This is a genomic window from Microbulbifer sp. VAAF005, assembly GCF_030012985.1.
In the GTDB taxonomy this organism is placed as follows: domain Bacteria; phylum Pseudomonadota; class Gammaproteobacteria; order Pseudomonadales; family Cellvibrionaceae; genus Microbulbifer.
On the sequence record NZ_CP120233.1, the window covers coordinates 1,476,950 to 1,496,512 of the forward strand.

17 protein-coding genes and 2 pseudogenes are annotated in these 19,563 nt (G+C 51.5%); 2 read left to right on the forward strand and 17 right to left on the reverse strand.

What is annotated here, in order from left to right; genetic code table 11:
- Positions 1-6: 6 nt before the first annotated feature.
- From rimM to ffh, 3 genes are read right to left on the reverse strand one after another with little or no spacing between them, the layout of a single operon-like run.
- Positions 7-546: a ribosome maturation factor RimM gene (gene rimM, locus P0078_RS06600; protein WP_108735295.1), complete on the reverse strand. Its 540-nt coding sequence runs from the start codon at positions 544-546 to the stop codon at positions 7-9.
- Positions 547-568: 22 nt separating this feature from the next.
- Positions 569-808 carry a 30S ribosomal protein S16 gene (rpsP, locus tag P0078_RS06605; protein ID WP_108733998.1) on the reverse strand — a complete coding sequence of 80 codons (240 nt, stop codon included), beginning with the start codon at positions 806-808 and terminating at the stop codon, positions 569-571.
- On the reverse strand, positions 774-2,375 hold the full coding sequence (ffh, locus tag P0078_RS06610; protein ID WP_282933661.1) for a signal recognition particle protein: 1,602 nt from the start codon (positions 2,373-2,375) through the stop codon (positions 774-776). Before ffh ends, rpsP begins: the two co-directional genes overlap by 35 nt.
- Before the next feature lie 204 nt (positions 2,376-2,579).
- On the opposite strand from ffh, the gene P0078_RS06615 reads away from it, so the two are divergent.
- A complete protein-coding gene (locus P0078_RS06615) occupies positions 2,580-3,380 on the forward strand; it encodes a cytochrome C assembly family protein (RefSeq protein WP_282933662.1) in 801 nt (266 codons plus the stop codon).
- Positions 3,381-3,459: 79 nt separating this feature from the next.
- Complete coding sequence (locus tag P0078_RS06620; protein ID WP_282933663.1) at positions 3,460-4,722, forward strand: HlyC/CorC family transporter; 1,263 nt, start codon at positions 3,460-3,462, stop codon at positions 4,720-4,722.
- A 15-nt stretch (positions 4,723-4,737) separates the two neighbouring features.
- Here the strand turns inward: P0078_RS06620 and rnhB are convergent, their stop codons facing one another.
- From rnhB to pyrH, 14 genes and pseudogenes are all read right to left on the reverse strand, one after another.
- Positions 4,738-5,355 carry a ribonuclease HII gene (rnhB, locus tag P0078_RS06625; RefSeq protein WP_282933664.1) on the reverse strand — a complete coding sequence of 206 codons (618 nt, stop codon included), beginning with the start codon at positions 5,353-5,355 and terminating at the stop codon, positions 4,738-4,740.
- 6 nt (positions 5,356-5,361) lie between these two features.
- Entirely contained in the window at positions 5,362-6,531 is a 1,170-nt protein-coding gene (gene lpxB / locus P0078_RS06630) for a lipid-A-disaccharide synthase (protein ID WP_282933665.1), read from the reverse strand.
- Positions 6,532-6,632: 101 nt separating this feature from the next.
- Positions 6,633-7,412: an acyl-ACP--UDP-N-acetylglucosamine O-acyltransferase gene (lpxA, locus tag P0078_RS06635; RefSeq protein WP_282933666.1), complete on the reverse strand. Its 780-nt coding sequence runs from the start codon at positions 7,410-7,412 to the stop codon at positions 6,633-6,635.
- 106 nt (positions 7,413-7,518) lie between these two features.
- A complete protein-coding gene (gene fabZ / locus P0078_RS06640) occupies positions 7,519-7,959 on the reverse strand; it encodes a 3-hydroxyacyl-ACP dehydratase FabZ (protein ID WP_108734005.1) in 441 nt (146 codons plus the stop codon).
- A gap of 78 nt (positions 7,960-8,037) precedes the next feature.
- Positions 8,038-9,099 (reverse strand): UDP-3-O-(3-hydroxymyristoyl)glucosamine N-acyltransferase, encoded by a 1,062-nt coding sequence (gene lpxD, locus P0078_RS06645; protein ID WP_282933667.1) that lies wholly within the window; start codon positions 9,097-9,099, stop codon positions 8,038-8,040.
- Between the two features lie 14 nt (positions 9,100-9,113).
- Positions 9,114-9,629: an OmpH/Skp family outer membrane protein gene (locus tag P0078_RS06650; RefSeq protein ID WP_282933668.1), complete on the reverse strand. Its 516-nt coding sequence runs from the start codon at positions 9,627-9,629 to the stop codon at positions 9,114-9,116.
- A gap of 68 nt (positions 9,630-9,697) precedes the next feature.
- On the reverse strand, positions 9,698-12,250 hold the full coding sequence (bamA, locus tag P0078_RS06655; protein WP_282933669.1) for an outer membrane protein assembly factor BamA: 2,553 nt from the start codon (positions 12,248-12,250) through the stop codon (positions 9,698-9,700).
- 61 nt (positions 12,251-12,311) lie between these two features.
- Positions 12,312-13,589, reverse strand: a pseudogene (gene bamA / locus P0078_RS06660) (outer membrane protein assembly factor BamA); the annotation flags it as partial.
- Positions 13,590-13,700: 111 nt separating this feature from the next.
- The gene (rseP, locus tag P0078_RS06665; protein ID WP_282933671.1) at positions 13,701-15,056 is read right to left on the reverse strand and encodes an RIP metalloprotease RseP; all 1,356 of its coding nucleotides are present in this window, start codon (positions 15,054-15,056) and stop codon (positions 13,701-13,703) included.
- 60 nt (positions 15,057-15,116) lie between these two features.
- Complete coding sequence (gene ispC / locus P0078_RS06670; RefSeq protein WP_282933672.1) at positions 15,117-16,301, reverse strand: 1-deoxy-D-xylulose-5-phosphate reductoisomerase; 1,185 nt, start codon at positions 16,299-16,301, stop codon at positions 15,117-15,119.
- 109 nt (positions 16,302-16,410) lie between these two features.
- On the reverse strand, positions 16,411-17,256 hold the full coding sequence (locus tag P0078_RS06675) for a phosphatidate cytidylyltransferase (RefSeq protein WP_282933673.1): 846 nt from the start codon (positions 17,254-17,256) through the stop codon (positions 16,411-16,413).
- 122 nt (positions 17,257-17,378) lie between these two features.
- Positions 17,379-18,133, reverse strand: a pseudogene (uppS, locus tag P0078_RS06680) (polyprenyl diphosphate synthase).
- Complete coding sequence (gene frr / locus P0078_RS06685; RefSeq protein WP_282933674.1) at positions 18,133-18,690, reverse strand: ribosome recycling factor; 558 nt, start codon at positions 18,688-18,690, stop codon at positions 18,133-18,135. The pseudogene uppS and the gene frr overlap by 1 nt, the downstream one beginning before the upstream one ends.
- Positions 18,687-19,424 carry a UMP kinase gene (pyrH, locus tag P0078_RS06690; RefSeq protein ID WP_282933675.1) on the reverse strand — a complete coding sequence of 246 codons (738 nt, stop codon included), beginning with the start codon at positions 19,422-19,424 and terminating at the stop codon, positions 18,687-18,689. Before pyrH ends, frr begins: the two co-directional genes overlap by 4 nt.
- Positions 19,425-19,563: the final 139 nt, after the last annotated feature.

Consider the following 19,563-nt stretch of genomic DNA (forward strand, 5'->3'; position numbering starts at 1 on the left):
TACGCCTTAAAAAGCCGGGTCCCAGTCGACGGTTATTACACCGACTTCCAGGTCAATATTGGTAATAAACTGATCAGGTAGATAGGGAATCAAGCGCTCGCGCTTATCCGCTCCACCGCGCACCACCATTACATCGTTGGCGCCAGTTTCCATCATGCGAGCAACGGTACCAAAGTCGTGATCTTCGCCATCGAAATGGCTGACAACCTTTAACCCTTCGAGCTGGTGCCAGTAATACTCACCATGCTCAAGCTCAGGCATCAGTTCACGAGCTACAGCAATATCGCGCTGGCAAAGTCGAGCCGCCAAATCGCGGTCATCAATGCCTTTCACATGTACGATCAAGCCCTTGCCGTGACGCTTACCAGCGTCAATTTCGAGAGCTTCCCAACCTTTCGGCCCCTGCAAGCGCCAATTAGGGAACTGCAGGATGTTGTCCATCGGCTCGGTATAGGAGTGAACCTTGACCCAGCCGCGCACACCATAAACGGTAGTAACGCGCCCAACCGTGACCAACTCTTCGGAAGGTTTTCCGTTATCTGTCACAGGAGCACCACTTACGCGCAAATTAAGCAGATTCTTTCAGAAGCTTGCCGACGCGGTCAGAAACCTGTGCGCCACGACCCAGCCAGAAATCAACACGCTCGCGATCAACACGCAGACGCTCTTCCTGACCACGGGCAACCGGGTTGAAGAAACCAACACGCTCAATAAAACGACCGTCGCGAGATTTGCGGCTGTCGGTAACGGTCAGATGATAAAACGGGCGCTTTTTAGCACCACCACGGGCCAAACGAATGGTTACCATGTAACTTTCCTATAGGTTCAACACTAGGCAACCGCACTAAGCAGTCACCACAACAACTTTTTACCGGCAGCAGGGCCGGCAGAAAGGCGGCGTATTCTAATGTACCACCCCAGATTTGTATAGGGTCGCCAAGCCGCCCGGAGAACTGCGGTTCTCTACTTCTTTTGAGGCCCGGTGGCAGGCCTCCAGGCATACCGCCCATACCGCCAGGCATACCACCGCCCATACCGGGCAGGCCGCCGAGGCCGCGCATCATTTTGCCCATGCCCCCGCCTTTGAGCTTCTTCATCATCTTGCCCATCTGCTTGTGCTGCTTGAGCAGGCGATTCAAGTCCTGTAGCTGGGTGCCAGAACCGGCAACGATGCGGCGCTTGCGCGAACCGTTAAGAAGGTCAGGGTTGCGGCGTTCGGCCGGAGTCATGGAGGAAATCAATGCATCCATACGCTTAAATTCTTTGCCCATATCGGCCTGTTGTGCAGCCTGCGCTACACCGCCCATGCCTGGCATTTTCTCCAACAGGGAGCCAAAGCCACCCATGTTTTGCATTTGCTGCAGCTGATCGCGCAGGTCTTCCAGGTCAAAGCCTTTACCCTTCTGGACCTTCTTAACCAGCTTTTCGGCTTTCTCTTTATCAATCTTCTGCTCTGCTTCTTCAATCAGAGACAGAATGTCACCCATACCCAGGATACGGGAGGCGATACGATCCGGGTGGAAGGTTTCCAGGGCGTCGGTCTTTTCACCAACACCGATAAACTTGATTGGCTTACCGGTGACGTGACGCACGGAGAGAGCGGCACCACCACGGGCATCGCCATCGGCCTTGGTGAGAATCACACCGGTCAGCGGCAGTGCATCATTAAAGGCACTTGCGGTATTTACCGCATCCTGACCGATCATTGCGTCGATCACGAACAGGGTTTCCGCCGGGTCCAACTCGCTGTGCAGCTCACGGATCTCATCCATCAGCTCGGAGTCCACATGCAGTCGACCAGCGGTATCCACAATCAGCACATCGGCAAATTGTTTGCGGGCAGCGTCCACAGCACCCTTGGCAATATCCAGCGGTTTCTGCTCAGCTGTAGAGGGGTAAAACTGTGCCCCCACTTCACCGGCCAAGGTCTCCAGCTGCTTGATAGCGGCGGGGCGGTAGACGTCCGCACTCACCACCATGACTTTTTTCTTTTCACGCTCCTGCAGGTACTTGGCCAGTTTGGCCACACTGGTGGTTTTACCAGCGCCCTGGAGGCCCGCCATCAGGATTACCGCCGGAGGTTGCACGGCGAGGTTGAGAGGCTCTGCAGCCGCCCCCATCACCTTAACCAGCTCATCCTGAACAATCTTGACGAACTGCTGGCCCGGGTTGAGAGCCTTGCTAACCTTCTGTCCTACCGCAGCGGTGCGCACTTGCTGAACAAATGCCTTAACCACTGGCAGAGCGACATCCGCCTCCAACAGCGCCTTGCGCACTTCGCGCAAAGTATCGCGGATATTGTCATCCGTAAGGCGCGCTTTACCGGTAACTTTCTTTAAGGCCGCCGATAAGCGGTCACTCAGGTTATCGAACATAAATTCGTCTCGATCTCTCCGTTTACGGACTCAACCCCAGTGCGGAGGGGCGCGAAATTAGGGGGAGCAAACTGCAACTCCCTCTCTGAGGCGCGGCAGTATAGCCCAGGTCTCGCCACAGCCGAAATATCGCAAGTCTTCCTTGTTTCAACTGGCTATGACACACTCCTGCCCTAACGCAATAATGAAGACACGGATTTACCCATGGCGGCTTTCGCCCACTGGACAGCTATCGCTCTCTACCTGGCCACAACCATAGTTGCAGGTGCGGCTCTGGCCCGAAAACAACAGCCGAATTCCAATCTGCTTCTCAGCCTTTTGGCGGGTGCACTTGTCACCCACGGAATATCCCTGGGACATGTTCTCTTTTCACCCGAAGGCTATCGCTTTGACCTGCTGGCAATGCTCTCGCTGATTTCTTGGGTAGTTAACTTTCTATTATTGATCCTGGCCGCTGGCCGGCCACTTACTCTACTTATTCTTATTTTCGCACCAGTGGGAGCCGCCACTGAATTTGCCGCATCCCATATTTGGGGCACCGTAACGCCACATCAACAGATCTCTACCGGCATTGCGGTACACGCTCTATTGTCTATTTCTGCCTATTCGCTGCTGACCCTGGCTACCCTTCAGGCGATCTATCTCTATTACCTTAACCAGCAGCTGCACAACCACAGGCCGGTAGGCGCCACCCGTCTTCTGCCACCATTGCAGAGTATGGAATCACTGCTGTTCGGCCTGATCACTTTCGGGCAACTACTGCTCACCGCCTCCCTGCTGACCGGTTTCGTCTTTGTTGGCAATTTGTTTGAAGAGGGGCCAATACACAAAACCATCCTCTCTATGGTCGCCTGGGTTCTTTACACCATACTCCTATGGGGACACTGGAGGTTAGGCTGGAGAGGCAATACCGCTGTGCGTTGGACCTTAAGCGCTTTCGCCGCCCTACTACTTGCCTATTTTGGTAGTAAGCTGGTTATGGAAGTCATTCTCCAGCGCGGGTAATCGAATATACGACTGCAAAGCTTGCGGAGGTCGGCAATATGTTCCAATATCTCCGCTTGGAAATAAAAAGAGTTCTCCCTTGAACGAGATGCCCATGGGCCTGCTATTCGGTTTGCTGGCCCTATTGATACTGATATCCGCCTTCTTCTCCAGCTCCGAAACCAGCATGATGGCGCTTAACCGCTATCGCCTGCGGCACCAAGCCAAAAGCGGGCACCGCGGGGCAAAGCGCGCCACCGAGCTGCTCGCACGCCCGGACAAGCTGATCGGCTCAATTCTAATCGGCAACAATCTCGTTAACGTTCTTGTATCCGTAATCGCCGGCTCAGTATTCGCGCAGATATACGGAGAAATACTCACCACCATAGTCTTAACTCTTGCCCTACTGATTTTTGCTGAGGTCACACCAAAGACTATTGCCGCTCTACACCCGGAAAAAATTGCTTTCCCCGCCTCATTTATTTTGCGCCCACTGCAATGGCTGCTCACTCCCCTGGTGCTGTTGATTGGTGGCATATCCAACGGCCTAGCGCGCATGTTGGGAGTCGAAACAAAAGCGAATAGCGAAGCGGAACACCTGGCCCCCGAAGAGCTCCGAACCGTTGTATTCGAATCAGGCGCCCTGCTTCCCAGCAAACACAAAGGCATGTTGCTCAACGTGCTGGACCTGGACCAAGCAACCGTTGAAGACATCATGATTCCGCGCAATGAAGTCATGGGCGTTGACCTGGAAAACAGCGCCGAAGAGATCCTGCAGCAGCTAGCGGAAAGCTCCTACACTCGCCTCCCCGTATATCGCGGTGACATCAATCGAGTAGTAGGCATACTTCACCTGCGAAAAGCGGCGCAAATACTGCGCGACGGACCGGAAAATTTAACGGCAGAGCAGCTCAACTCCTTCACCGATGAGCCTTACTTCGTACCCGAGGCAACACCACTCCCCACACTGCTGATGAACTTCCAGAAAACCAAGCGCCGCATGGGGCTGGTAGTTGATGAGTACGGAGAGGTAATGGGTATCGTTACCCTGGAAGATCTGCTGGAGGAAATTGTCGGCGACTTCACCGCAAGTCCAGTACCCAGCGATGACGAGGAGATAGTCGCCATAGAAGATGGCTGGTACATGATCGAAGGCGGCACTTCTATTCGCGATATTAATCGCACCCTGGGCTGGGAACTGCCCACTGATGGGCCAAAAACCTTTAACGGCCTGGCAATGGAACACCTGGAGAGCATCCCCGACGGTAATATCAGCCTGTACATCCTCAATTACCTGGTGGAAATTGAGGAGGTCTCAGACAAGATGATTACCCGGGCCAGAATCAAGCGAATCGATAAATAGCGCTACAACCGTTTATCACTCAACCTCTTCTAGCAAGCGCCTTACCGGCGCAAAGCTGGTGCGGTGTATTGGAGTGGGACCCTGCAACTGTAAAGCTTCCATATGCGCCTTGGTGGGATACCCTTTATGACCTGCAAGGCCGTAACCGGGATATTCAGAGTCCAGCACCACCATTTCCCTATCACGGGTCACCTTAGCCAAAATAGACGCCGCCCCAATTGCAGCGACACGACCATCTCCCTTTACAACGGTATCGCAAGGATAATCCCAGTTCGGTTTTTTATTGCCATCCACCAACACAAATTCAGGCTGCACGGATAGCTGTGCAACTGCACGATGCATCGCCAGTAAACTTGCCTGCAAAATATTTAGCTGGTCAATTTCCTCAACCGTTGCACGAGCTATGGAGTAACTGAGCGCTCGCTCACAAATCTCATCAAATAACTGCTCGCGCTTTTTTTCAGTCAGCTTTTTGGAGTCGGCAAGCCCGGCAATTGGCTTGTTAGGGTCGAGTATCACAGCTGCGGCAACTACATCACCAGCTAAGGGGCCGCGCCCAACCTCATCGACACCTGCAATCAAATCACCCTTGAAAGGGCAAACATAGGGGGGCAATTCTGTTTTACTACTCATAACTTACTACTCGGCAGATTCCGGCTTAGCTTCCAGTAGCCCCACCACGGCATCGGCAGCCCGCTCAGAAGCATTTCGCCTCAACTGTTGATGCATCTCGAAAAACTCGCGCTCTAAATGATCCCCAAGAAGCGGGTCTTCAAAGTACTGCATCACTGCCGCACCAAGATTCTCTGGAATGGCATCATTCTGCAAAATTTCTGGCACCAGTTCTTTTTGGGCTAATAAATTTGGTAGCGAAACCCATGGGGTGTGCAGCATCCGTGAGACGATCAATGACGTCAACCTGCCCAGCTTATAGGTAACGACCATGGGCTTTTTAAGCAGCATTGCCTCTAAGGTTGCTGTACCCGATGCTATGAGCACACAGTCTGCCGCAGAAACGGCCCGTCTCGATTGCCCCTCAAGTAAAGTAATAGGGAGTTCAGGGTAATCTTTTAGCTGCTCTTGAATCTCATCCATACGCTGCTTGTTGGCAGCGGGAATAACAAATTTAACATCCGAGTGACGCTGGTGGCACCATCGGGCCGTCTGCAGAAACAACGGCCCCAGCATGCGAACCTCACCTCCACGACTGCCAGGCAAAAGGGCAATTACCCGGTCGTCTTTCTCAAAGCCCAATGCTTTGCGTTCGCCGGCGACATCCACTTGCAGGGGAATTTCATCAGCCAAAGGGTGGCCAACAAAGGTCACCGGTACTTGGTTATCTCGGTAGAAATTCGCTTCAAATGGAAGCAGGGTCAACATGTGGTCGACAGCCCGCGCAATCTTTTTAATTCGACCCTGCCGCCAGGCCCAAACCGAAGGACTGACATAATGGACGGTGGGGATACCCTCAGCCTTGAGTGCAGCCTCAAGAGTCAATGTAAAGTCCGGCGAATCTATACCAATAAATAGATCGGGAGGGTTATCAGTAAAGTGGCGACGGAGAGATCTGCGGATTTTCAACAGTTCTGGAAGGCGCTTCAAAGGTTCTACCAGCCCCATTACCGATAGTCGCTCCATAGGGAATAAACTTTTAGCACCCAGTTCCAGCATGCGCGGCCCGGCAATTCCCTCAAACTCTACATTGGGAAGCCGAGTTTTTAATGCAGTCATCAAACCAGAACCGAGGATATCTCCTGACGCCTCACCGACAACAATACCAATTCGTATCGGCTTATTTTTTTCTGACACGCCTAAATCCCTCCTCTTGGGGAGCTGTTTATGTTGGAATGAAATGGGAGTTCAATAAAGTGCAATCGGAGCTGCACGAAACAGCTCCAAAGGGAAGTGAATCAGCGAACAATGCCGCGGGTGGAAGATTGCAAAGACTCTATCCACGGCTGAATAACTGGAGATTGTTCGCGCAACTCCATCAAGGCCTGCAGCGCCTCTTGCATAGTGAGACCGCGACGATAAACAGTCTTGTAAGCTTTATTGATCAGGGCAATATCTTCTCTAGAAAAGCCCCGTCTGCGCAGCCCTTCTGAGTTAATGGTCTTTGCTTCGGCAGGATTCCCGGCAACCATAACATAAGCAGGAACGTCTTTACCGATAGCAGCACCCATCCCCAGAAAGGCATGCTCTCCCACGGTACAATTCTGGTGAACCAGACTATAACCACTCAGAATCGCCCAGTCTTTTACAATCACATGACCGGCTAGCCCGCAGTTATTCACCATAATTGTGTGATTACCGACGACGCTATCGTGGCCTATGTGGGCATAAGCCATAATCAAGTTTTCGTTACCGATTGTGGTCTCGCCCCGGTCTTGGATAGTACCGCGATGAATCGTCACCCCCTCACGGATCACGTTATTGTCGCCAATAACGAGTGTCGTCTCTTCACCACGATACTTTTTATCCGGGGTATCCTGCCCTACGGAAGCAAACTGGTAGATTCGGTTGTTCTTCCCCAGTTTGGTCGGCCCACTAAGCACCACATGAGAGGCAATATCACAGCCATCACCTATCTCTACGCCGGCTCCAACAATGGTGTAAGCACCAATACTCACCCCGGAACCAATTACTGCCGTAGAGTCGACAATAGCTGTAGGGTGGATACTTGTCTGCATTCTGGGATCTACTCCTCGGCATTAATCGTACTGGGTAACCTGTACCCTTAAAAACAAAGGCTACCCGGAAAATCCTGAACCTAACTCTCCAGCGAGCTTTACAGAATTACTGAACCTTTTTCACGGCACATAGGATATCAACAGAAGCCGCCAGCTCGCCATCAACACTGGCTTTACAAGCGAATTTCCAGATATTTCTGCGAACAGATACCGCTTCAGACTCGAGTTCAAGGCGATCACCTGGGATCACCTGACGCTTAAAGCGCGCCTTATCAACCCCACCGAACAGATACAGATATCCATCTTCCGGTTTTTTGCCAAACGTTTTAAAGCCGAGGATTCCCGAGACCTGGGCCAGGGCTTCAACAATCATCACTCCCGGGAAAATAGGCATTTCCGGAAAGTGGCCATTAAAAACTTCTTCGTTTCCAGAAATGTTTTTATAGCCTTTTATATACTTCCCTTCTTCGAGTTCTACTACACGATCCACCAACAAAAAAGGATAACGGTGCGGCAGGTACTCGCGAATTTCACGTACATCCATCATTCCAAATGCCCCCAGAAACCACTTCGGGGCGTAAAACGCCCCGAAAACAACAAAGCTAAATTAATTAATAACTAAAGTTCAATCGTCTGTCCCACTCTTTTGGGACAGTGCCTGAACCTGTTTTTCCAAATCTTTCAATCTGCGCGCCATTTGATCCAACTGACCAAAACGCACAGCATTACGACGCCAGGTAGAACTATCGGCAAAGGATAGCGCTCCAGAGTAGCTACCAGTATCCTTTATCGATTTAGTGACAAACGTGTTGCCCAACACCTGACTGCCATCTGTAATCGTTATATGTCCGTTAATACGGCTACAACCACCGATAAGACAATGCTTCCCTATCTCAGCACTGCCAGCAATTACGGCACACCCGGCTATGGCCGTGTAGTCACCAATCTTCACATTGTGCGCGATTTGGACCAGATTGTCGATCTTGACTCCTCGCCCAATCACCGTATCACCCAAAGCTCCACGGTCTATACAGGTATTGGCTCCAATTTCCACATCTTCGCCAATTTGCACTCCACCTAGCTGGTGAATTTTTACCCAGCTGCCTTTATTAGGCGCAAACCCGAAGCCATCGGCTCCAATAACCGTCTGGCTATGAATAATACCGTGTGCACCGATAGAGCAGTTATGATGAAAAACAACGCCGGCATACAGGCGTGTTCCTGCACCGACTAAACTGCCCTCGCCAACATAGCAGTTAGCACCAACAATCGCTCCAGGCTCTAATTTTGCGTAGGCCTCGACCACAGAGCCGGGCCCCACACTGACACCAGTACCAATCTCTGCCGTAGGGTGAACCACTGCAGAGGGGTGAATACCAATAGGTGCTTCAGGAGTTGTATCGAACAGGGCTGTTGCTCGAGCAAAGGCCAAGTAGGGGTCCGCAACACATAAAGCCGTTACCGGGCACTCTTCAACAAACTCTTCCGATACCAGCACTGCGGCAGCTTTGGTCGTTTTCAGAAAGCGTCGATAATTGGGGCTTGCAAGGAAAGCCAAGTGCTCTGCACCGGCATCCTGCAGTGTATTTAAACCCTGAACTTTTTGATTGGAATCTGAACCGGGCGCCAACCGCAAGTCGGCCCCCAGCTCTTGCGCCAACTGGGCAAGAGAAAAGCTATCTTTCATATAAGACTATCGACTTACTTGGCTGCGTTCATACGCTTAACAACAGCCTCTGTCAGGTCGACGCTGGGGCTTACATAGTAGGCAGTATTGGAATCCAGCACTACGTCAAGCTTTTGCTCTTTAATCAGTGCGTCCAGGGCATCCCTAGCCTTTGGCCCCATAGAAGCCTGGATCTCTTGACCCACTTGAGCTTCCATTGCACGCAATTTTTTCACCGTCGTCTCAAAATCTGAACGCTGAAAATTCATTTTGCGTTGGTATTCGGTCTTTTGTTCATCAGACCAGGTCACACTATTTTTCTTGGCATCTTCTGCCATTTTTTGCAGTTCAGCTCGAATCGACTCAGCACTGCTTTGCAGCTTGGAATACTCAGAACTGGTCTTCAGGGAATTTACCTTGGTCTTAGCTGCATCAGTGCTCATGATCGCAGCCTGTAGGTTAAGTACCGCGACCTTGGTTTGCGCCAGCGCTGCGCCGGACAAGGTCATACCTGCAAGCAGTATTGCTACAATTTTTACATTCTTAAGCACGTCGGTCTCTCCAATAGATTTTATTTTAATTGCGCTGATTTACGCCTAATTCATTTTATCTGACAAATTTAGAAGCTGTTACCCAGGGTAAACTGGAACACTTCCACATCGTCATCTTCATTTTTCTTAAGGGCTTTTGCCAAGCTGAATGTCAGCGGGCCAAAGCCAGTGATCCAGGTCAAGCCTATCCCCGCAGAAACGTTCATCTTACCAAAGTCCACATCGTAACAGTTGATCTGGGTATCGCCACAGCTGGTATCGAATACATTACCTGCATCGACGAAGAAAGCAGTTTGCAGAGAGCGCTGATCCTTGATAAATGGCATCGGGAAAATTACCTCAGCACTACCTTCGATCAGGATGTTACCGCCGAACGGATCGGCATCATCGTAGGAGTTAACCACCAGCTCGCCATCGTCATCGACATAGTAACAATACTCAGTGATCTCTCCGTCCTCAGTAGCACAACCAAGAGCGGTGTAATATTCGTAAGGTGTGGAACGAGGCCCCAGAGTGTTACGTTCAAACCCACGTACTGAACCAAAACCACCGGCATAAAAATTCTCAAAGAACGGCAGTTCATCAAGATCGCCAAAACCGTCGCCGTAACCCAGACGAGTGCGGAGGCGTAAAGTCAGACTCTTAGTTAATGGGCGGAAGTACTGCCCCGTATAAATCAGCTTGTAGTACTCAAGGTCACTACCGGGAACTGTAAATTCCAATGAAAGATTCTGTGAAGCACCACGAGTCGCCAAGATGCCCCGATTCAAGGTTGAGCGGGCGTAGGACGCTGTCAAAGCAACGTTATCAAATGAATCACCGTAACGATCGATAAACCCATCAAAAGTGGTATTGAATTGACTATCATCAATATCCATAGCCAAGTCGAGGGTCTCGTCCTCAGCAAGGGCCTCTTCGATTAACTCATAGTTATCATATGTGATTCCCTGGAGGGAAACACCATCAATCAGATCAGGGCTCGATGCAATTTCCTGTACCGTACCTGAGCCCGTGGACAACTCCAGGTGATTAAAGCTCACATTAAGGCCGACGCGGGAAATCTCCGACATTGGGTAGCCGAAGTTAACGCCACCACCATAGGTTGTAGTGTTGTAATCGGAAAGATTAACCTCGGAATAATCATTCTCTGTATAGAAAACGTTAAAGCCACGGCTCACACCATCCGGAGTGAAGTAAGGGTCGAGGTAAGAAAAGTTCACAGAAGTCTGGTAGGTAGAGGCATTCATTCCGATACCTACAGATTTACCAGTACCTAACCAGTTGTTCTCCTGAATATTGGCTCCCAGCACCAAGCCACTGCTCTGGGCCCAACCAATAGTACCTCCGATAGAACCTGATGGCTGCTCTTCAACGGAGTACTCCACATCAATTTGGTCGGAAGTTCCCGGCACCTCTGTGGTTTCCACCTCTACTTCCTTAAAGAAGCCCAGGCGCTCAAGGCGTACTTTAGATTGCTCAATGCGCGCAGAGGAGGCTGATGCTGACTCCATCTGACGCATCTCACGGCGCAAAACCTCATCTGTAGTACGGGTATTACCTCGGAAATTAATTCGGCGAACATAAGCCCGCTTACCAGGGTTGATAAAGAAGGTAATTTTTACCGTCTTCTCTTCTTTATTGGGCTCAGGGATACCATTAACCTCAGCAAAGGTGTAACCCTCATTCCCCAGACGCTTGGTAATATAATCCGAGGTCGTTGTCATGCGAACCTGGGAAAAGGTCTGCCCTTCCCGCACCAACAGTAAACGCTTAACTTCTTCCTCAGGAACTACAGGATCACCAGCCAGATCCACTTCGCTAATGGTGTAAACATCGCCCTCAAACACATTGACAGTGATAAATACACTCTCTTTGTCGGGGCTTAGGGAAACCTGAGTGGAGTCAATTTTAAAATCCAGGTACCCACGATCCAAGTAATAGGATTCGAGACGCTCCAGGTCGCCGGTCAATTTCTCTCGGGAATACTTGTCATCACTGCGCAGCCACGACAACCAACCGGTAGTTTGCAGCTCGAAAATCTCTCCAAGCTCTTCATCGGAAAACGCTTTGTTACCGACAATATTGATGTGCTTAATAGCGGCCACTGAGCCTTCATCGACAATTACGCGAAGCTCAACCTGGTTGCGTGGCAACTCTTTTACTTCAGTTTTAACACTGGCGTCATAGCGTCCCTGGGCAACATATTGGCGTTGCAGCTCCTGGGCCAACCCCTCAAGGGTAGCGCGCTTGAAAATCTGCCCCTCTGAAAGGCCATTCTCCTGCATGCCCTTCAACAGGTCTTCTGTTGCGATCGCCTTATTGCCTGTAATTTCGATCTTGGAAATTGCAGGCCGCTCGCGCACAGTGATAACCAGAACACCATTCTCCTGGCCGATTTGGATATCCTCAAAGTAACCAGTGCGAAACAGTGCCCGAGTGGCGCTCTGAATTTCCAGAGTCTCCACCTCATCCCCTACTCGCACAGGGAGAGCTGAGAATACGGTACCGGCAGAGACGCGCTGTAGCCCTTCCACACGGATGTCATCAACTACAAATGACTGTGCTAAAGCACTGAGAGGCAGTGCCAGGCTAAGAGAAGCCGCTTTCAGGAAATGTTTCATCTACTAATTCCAGGTGTTTTTATTCGCAATCCAGGAGTTACAGCGCCAACTAGCGCCCCGCTCCCCCAGAATCAGAGGGTTGCCCCTCTACCATGTAATCAACATCGGGCCGGTCTGAGGTGCCGGACACCTTAGTTGTTTCAACTTTCACTACCTTCAAGTATCCAAGGCGCTCGAGACGCACTTTGGATTGCTCTATACGCGCAGTGGAAGCCAAAGCTGACTCCATCTGGCGCAGTTCACGCCGCAAGACTTCATCTGCGGTGCGAGTGTTCCCGCGAAAACTAATACGTCGCACATAAGTGAGCTTTCCCGGATCAATGAAGAAGGTAATTTTTACTGTACTTTCTTCTTCATTGGCCTCAGGAATACCATTCACTTCAGCAAACGCGTAACCTTTGTTGCCCAAGCGTTTAGCAATATAGTCTGAAGTGGTCGTTACCCTCGCTTGGGAGAACCGCTGACCTTCTCGCACCAATAGCAGGCGGTTGATTTCCTCCTCCGCTACTATCGGGTTTCCGGCAATTTCCACCTCACTAACCGTGTAAACACCACCCTCAACCACGTTAATGGTAATGAATACACTCTTCTTGTCCGGCCCTAGAGATACTTGTGTCGAATCAATCTGAAAATCAAGATATCCGCGATCCAGGTAATAGGACTTTAAGCGCTCCAAATCACCAGTGAGTTTCTCACTAGAGTACTTATCATCACTGCGCAACCAAGAGAGCCAGCCGGTAGTTTTAAGCTCAAAAATCTCTTCCAGCTCTTTATCAGAAAATGCACGATTTCCTACGACATTAATATGTTTAATCGCAGCAACAGCCCCTTCATCAACAGCAACCTGCAGTTCAACCTGGTTGCGCGGCAGTTCCTTGAGCTCCGCTTTAACACTGGCGCCATATCGACCCTGCGCCACGTACTGGCGTTCAAACTCCTGGGTCAACCCCCTGAGGGTCGAACGCTTTAGGATCTGGCCTTCGGCGAGACCGTATTCCTTCATCGCCTTCAGTAGATCCTCAGTGGCAATCGCCTTGTTCCCGGCTATATCTATCTTTGATATAGCCGGTCGTTCTCTCACGGTAATAACAAGAACGCTGTTTTCGTGGCCAATCTGAATATCTTCAAAAAAACCAGTGCGAAACAATACTCGGGTCGCATCCTGAATCTCGATAGGCTCAACTTCGTCGCCTACCCGAATCGGAAGCGCTGAAAAAACTGTACCTGCAGAAACCCGCTGCAACCCGTCCACTCGGATATCGCTGAGAACGAACGACTGTGCCAAAGCGCTGATAGGCAGCACCAAGCCCAGAAAAATCGCTTTCAGCAAATACTTCATACCGCTTCCGAGTCGCTTTCACTCACAACAACATCGTGCCAAGACAAAACGTCTCACACGCATAAAAATCTCTCTCACATTATCAGCCCGGAAAAAAACCAATCCAGGACACTACAAACGTAAAATATCGTTGTACAGAGCTAGCCCCATAATGCAAAGCACCAAGGCCATACCCACTTGCAAACCAATCACCTGCACCCTCTCTGACACAGGGGACCCCTTGATCGCCTCAATACCGTAGTAAAGGAGGTGACCACCATCGAGTACCGGAATAGGCAACAGATTGAGTACACCAAGGCTAATACTGAGCAACGCCAGCAATGACAGGAAAGACTGCCATCCCGCTTCCGCGGAAGTACCCGCCACTTTAGCAATGGTAATGGGGCCACTCAAGTTTTTGGTCGAAAGTTGACCAAATAATAGTTTCTTCAAGCTATTCAGGGTAAAGACTGTTTTATCCCAGGTCTCCTGCAAGCCCTTAACTAAAGCGCCCCCCACCCCATAGTGGTAAATCCGTACTCGATCATCCGGCCAAGTCTCTGATACCGGCTGCACTCCAACCTGCCCTATGGTTTCACCACTATCCAGCTTAATCTCCGCCGGTGTTACGGACACCGTCAGCGGTTCGCCTCCACGCTCGACAGTGATATCCATTGGAACACCAGCGCGGGCTCTCACATAATCGGTCCAGCTTTGAAAAGATGAAAAGTCACGGCCATCGGTCGAGACAATCTTGTCTCCAGCCTTGAGTCCAGCTGAGGCTGCCGGGCTCCCCTCCACCACATTATGAAGAGTCATACTCACCGGTGGAGTCCACAGCTGCAGACCAATCTCCCCGAGCGGATCGGGAACTTCGCGGCCGGCAAGCCAGCGATTGATATCCGCCACCATATGGTATTCAAGGTTGGAATCCGGATAGCGCACAGAGAATTCTATGGTGCCACTATCACCCAGGCGGTTTGCCAGGCGCCAATTGAGGGCCTGCCAAGTGGGGGTAGCCTCACCATCAACAGCAACAATTTCCTGCCCGGACTCAAGGCCTGCCGACGCAGCAATACTCCCGGGCTCAACGGATTTCACAATAGGAACCGGGCCCGCTGTTCCACCGAGGAACACCGCCCAGAAAAAGACTACCGCCAAAAGAAAGTTAGCGGCAGGACCGGCAGCGGCAATCGCCATCCTCGCCCATACGCTCTTGCGGTTAAACGCCTGATCCAGCTCTTCAGCCGCTACAGGCCCTTCGCGCTCATCGAGCATTTTTACGTAACCGCCGAGGGGGATAGCGGAAATAGTGAATTCGGTACCGTGGCGATCATAGCGGGAGATCAACCGGCGGCCGAACCCCACAGAAAAGCGCAGCACCTTAACACCACATAGGCGTGCTACAAGAAAGTGCCCAAACTCGTGGAAAGATACCAGTACACCGAGGGCCACCAAGGCCCAGATTACCGTCTGAATTAGATCCATACTCAGCTACAACTTCTTGTCATACGCAATTTAGCGGCCATTATACGCCGGGCAATGTGTTTAGAGGGCGGCAAGCGCCTGCTTGGCCAGTTCTCGCGCATTGAAATCAATGGCTTCGACTGCCTCGAGTCCCGACAGTTCAACAACGGGAGCCCTATTCATCACTTTTTCTATCACCAATGCAATATCAGTAAATGCTAAACGCCCCTCCAGGAAGGCTTCTACTGCAATTTCATTCGCTGCATTTAAGACTGTTGGAGCACTTTTTCCCTCATTAACAGCCTCTCGCGCCAAACGCAGACAAGGAAAACGATTAAAATCCGGGGCCTCAAAATCCAGCCGGCCTTGCGCAATCAGATCCAAAGCTGGCACCCCTGCATCGATGCGCTGGGGAAAAGCCAGGGCATGGGCAATAGGAGTGCGCATATCCGGGTTACCCATCTGCGCCAGTAAAGAGCCATCCCGGTACTGTACCATCGAGTGAATAATACTCTGGGGGTGCACGACTATCTCAATCTGCTCAGGGCGCGCATTAAACAAATAGCACGCTTCTATAAACTCGAGCCCTTTATTCATCATTGTGGCGGAGTCAACAGAGATCTTCCGGCCCATCGACCAATTGGGGTGTGCACAAGCCTCATCTGGCGTCACCGCCCCCAACTCGCTCGCAGCCCGAGTGCGAAATGGCCCACCCGAACCCGTAAGCAGTATTTTTTCCACGCCCGCAGCTTCGAGGTCCTCGCAGGGGAATGGCAAACATTGAAAGATTGCATTGTGCTCACTGTCAATCGGCAACAGTTGCGCACCACTCTTATTCAAGGCCCTCTGAAATATTGGGCCCGCCATAACAAGCGCTTCCTTGTTCGCCAGTAACACTTTCTTGCCCGCGTCTACTGCCGCCAAGGTTGGGCGCAATCCCGCAGCTCCTACGATCGCCGCCATGACTGTATCGACCTGAGTATCGGAGGCAACACGACACAAGCCCTCCACCCCACTTAGAACTTCCGTATCGACTTCGCCGCCAAGCAGTATTCGCAACTCTTCAGCTCGCGCCTCATCGACAACAACAGCATATTGAGGCTTAAATCGCCGACACTGCTGAGCAAGGTCGGCAACTCTTTCACGGGCGGTAAGAGCAAAAACAGAATATTTTTCCGGGTGTCGCGCCAACACATCCAGGGTGCTCACGCCGATCGAACCAGTGGAGCCGAGAACGGTAATTTGTTGCGGGGGAATTACTTGCATAGGCCCTTTTCGTACCTCTGATAGCAATATTGCTGCCACCAAACAATTGCACGCCCAGCATTAAGCTAGGCGCTAGCGAATAAAACACAAAACTGGAGCGGAAACGCCTCTACAAGTATTTCGGCAGCTCGCTCGCTAGTGCGGCCATCGTAAACACTGGAAGAGCCGCGGAAAGGCTATCTATCCGATCGAGGATGCCACCGTGCCCCGGTAACATATGACTACTGTCCTTAATCCCTCTGTGCCTCTTAAACATACTCTCCACCAAGTCCCCAATAACTGAAGCCAGTGCAGTAACCAAGACACCAAAAGTGAACAAGACAGTATTTTTCAGTGGAAGCTCAAATAGGTAGGAGGTTACGAGGGCCAAAATCAAGCAAGCACCCAAGCCACCGAAAAAGCCCTCCCAGGACTTGCCTGGACTAACTTCTCTAGCCAGCTTCCTCTTACCAAACTTGCGGCCGACAAAATAAGCACCGACATCCGCCGCTGCAACGATCGCCACCACGTAAAGAACCAGCCAGGCTCCATGATCCAAGCCTCGCAAAACTACCAGTGACAACCAGGTTGGAACTAATACAACAAGACCTATCAGACCTCGCACCCATCGGTTGCCCCACAGAGCAGCACTGGACGGGTAGCTCTGCACCCACAAGAAAGCGAGCGCCCACCAACCACAGGCTACAGCCAGAATCTGGCGGCCGCGATCGATATCTGGATCATCAAAATTCATTGAAAAGACGTATTGAGCCGTGACCATTAGGGCAAACCCCAATGCGGCGAGGAAAACAAAGCGCAGCGCACGGTTCAAGTTCGATAGATTGGCCCACTCCCACCCCGCCAGGAGGATAACCGCCACAAATATCAGTGAAAACCACTGCATTGGAAGTAAAAACAATACCCCCATAAACAGTGCTAATAGCACCAAAGCAGTAATTATTCTTTGTTTTAGCACCGCAAACCCCTTTGTAAGTAGCTAGACAACTCTGTCTGGATAAACTGCACAGATCAAGAGCGTGTCGGCAAAGATTTCCAACCAATTTGTATTGCAAGCCTGGCGCCGCAGACTTGCCCGGATCACGCCTGAGCGATCGCGTCATCCCCCTCGGCGCGACCGCCGAAGCGGCGATCACGTAACTCATATTCTGCGATAGCCTTATCCAGCTCGGCTTCGTCAAAGTCGGGCCAAAGCGTATCAGTAAAATAGAATTCACTGTAAGCGGCCTGCCAGAGGATAAAGTTGCTAATACGCTGCTCACCGCTGGAGCGGATCAAAAGGTCTACCGGCGGCAGATCTTGAAGCTGTACGTATTTGCCAAGTTCATCCTCAGTAATCGACTCTGGGGAGCGTGTGCCATCGGCAACCTCTTGAGCCAATCTACGGGCCGCCTGGGCAATATCCCAGCGCCCGCCGTAATCAGTAGCAATTATCAGGTCGCCCTCAGTCCCTGCGCGGGTGATATCTTCCGCTTCGGCTATAGCGCGCTGCAAGCGAGGAGAGAATCGGTCCCGTCGACCAATAACTCTCAGGCGAACCCCCTCCTCCCGCATCCGTCGGGCCTCTTTGCGCAAATAGGAGTTAAACAGGCTCATCAGCAGCTCGACCTCCTTCGGGGGCGCTGCCAATTCTCGCTGGAGAAGGCGAACAGAGTAAGCGCTTTAACGCCGCGAGTTTTACAAGCTGAAAGCAGGTCGCGGATACGCTCGACACCGGCCTTGTGGCCGGCTGAAGGGGAAAGGCCCTTGCGGGCAGCCCAGCGCCCATTGCCATCCATAATAATGGCGATGTGACGTGGGCCGGGAGCATGTAGCTCGGTACCACCGATGCTCATTAAATTTCCATCAGGTCTTTTTCTTTCGCTGCCAGTGCTTTGTCCACATCAGCGACAAACTGATCGGTAATTTTCTGAATGTCGTCACTTGCGCGGCGCTCATCGTCCTCAGAAATTTCCTTATCCTTGACCAATGACTTCACGTCCGCCAGCGCATCGCGACGAATATTGCGAATGGAAACCCGCGCTGTCTCTGCCTCACTCTTTGCCTGGCGAGTGAAGTTTTTGCGAGTTTCTTCGGTAAGCATAGGCATTGGAATACGGATAACCGCACCAGCTGTGCTGGGATTGAGGCCCAAATCGGACTTCATAATGGCCTTTTCGATATCCGGGACCAGATTTTTCTCCCAGGGAGTTACGGAAAGAGTGCGCGCATCCTCAACAGTAACATTGGCAACCTGAGATAACGGAGTATCAGAACCGTAATAGGAGACGTGGATGCCATCGAGAATACTCGGGTGTGCACGGCCGGTGCGAATCTTGTTGAAATTTCCAGCCAGGGCATCAAGTGCCTTACCCATACGAGCTTTCGCGTCTGTTTTTATATCTTCAATCACGATTTCACTTCCTCTTCAATTAAGGTGCCTTCCACGCCGCCAACCACAATATTCAACAGCGCCCCGCTCTTATCCATGCGGAATACACGTACAGGCATATTGTGCTCGCGACACAGGCAGATAGCGGTCAAATCCATCACGCCGAGCTTCTTGTCGAGAACCTCATCGTAAGTCAACTGGTCATAGCGAGTTGCTGTCGGGTCGAGCTTGGGATCGGCAGAGTAGACGCCATCGACCTTGGTGGCCTTCAGAACCAGCTCAGCCTCAATTTCGATACCACGCAGGCAAGCTGCAGAATCAGTGGTAAAGAAAGGGTTGCCGGTACCGGCAGCAAAAATCAGAACTTCGCCACGCTCCAGGTAGCGAATAGCCGCACGGCGATCGTAGTGATCGACAATACCGCTCATTTGAATCGAGGACATCACTCTCGAGGAGATGTCAGATCTTTCCAGGGCATCGCGCAGCGCCAGGGCATTCATCACCGTAGCGAGCATCCCCATGTGGTCACCAGTAACACGATCGAGGCCGGCCGCACTCAGCGCAGCGCCACGGAACAGGTTACCACCGCCAACAACCAGGCCCACCTGGACCCCGATACCAACCAGCTGCCCAATTTCCAGGGCCATTTTGTCCAGCACCTTGGGACTGATACCGAAACCCTGATCACCCATCAGCTCTTCGCCGCTGAGCTTTAACAAAATTCTCTTATACTTGCGGTCTTTAATACCGGGCATTCGTTAGTCCCCTTCAATGTACCTGTTAGTGGCCAGGCCTTGCCGCTGAACATTACAACAATTTCAGTCATTTACACAGAGGGGTGCTCCGCTGTAGGTAAGAAACCCCAGCGGAAGCACCCCACTGCGATTGAGTGCC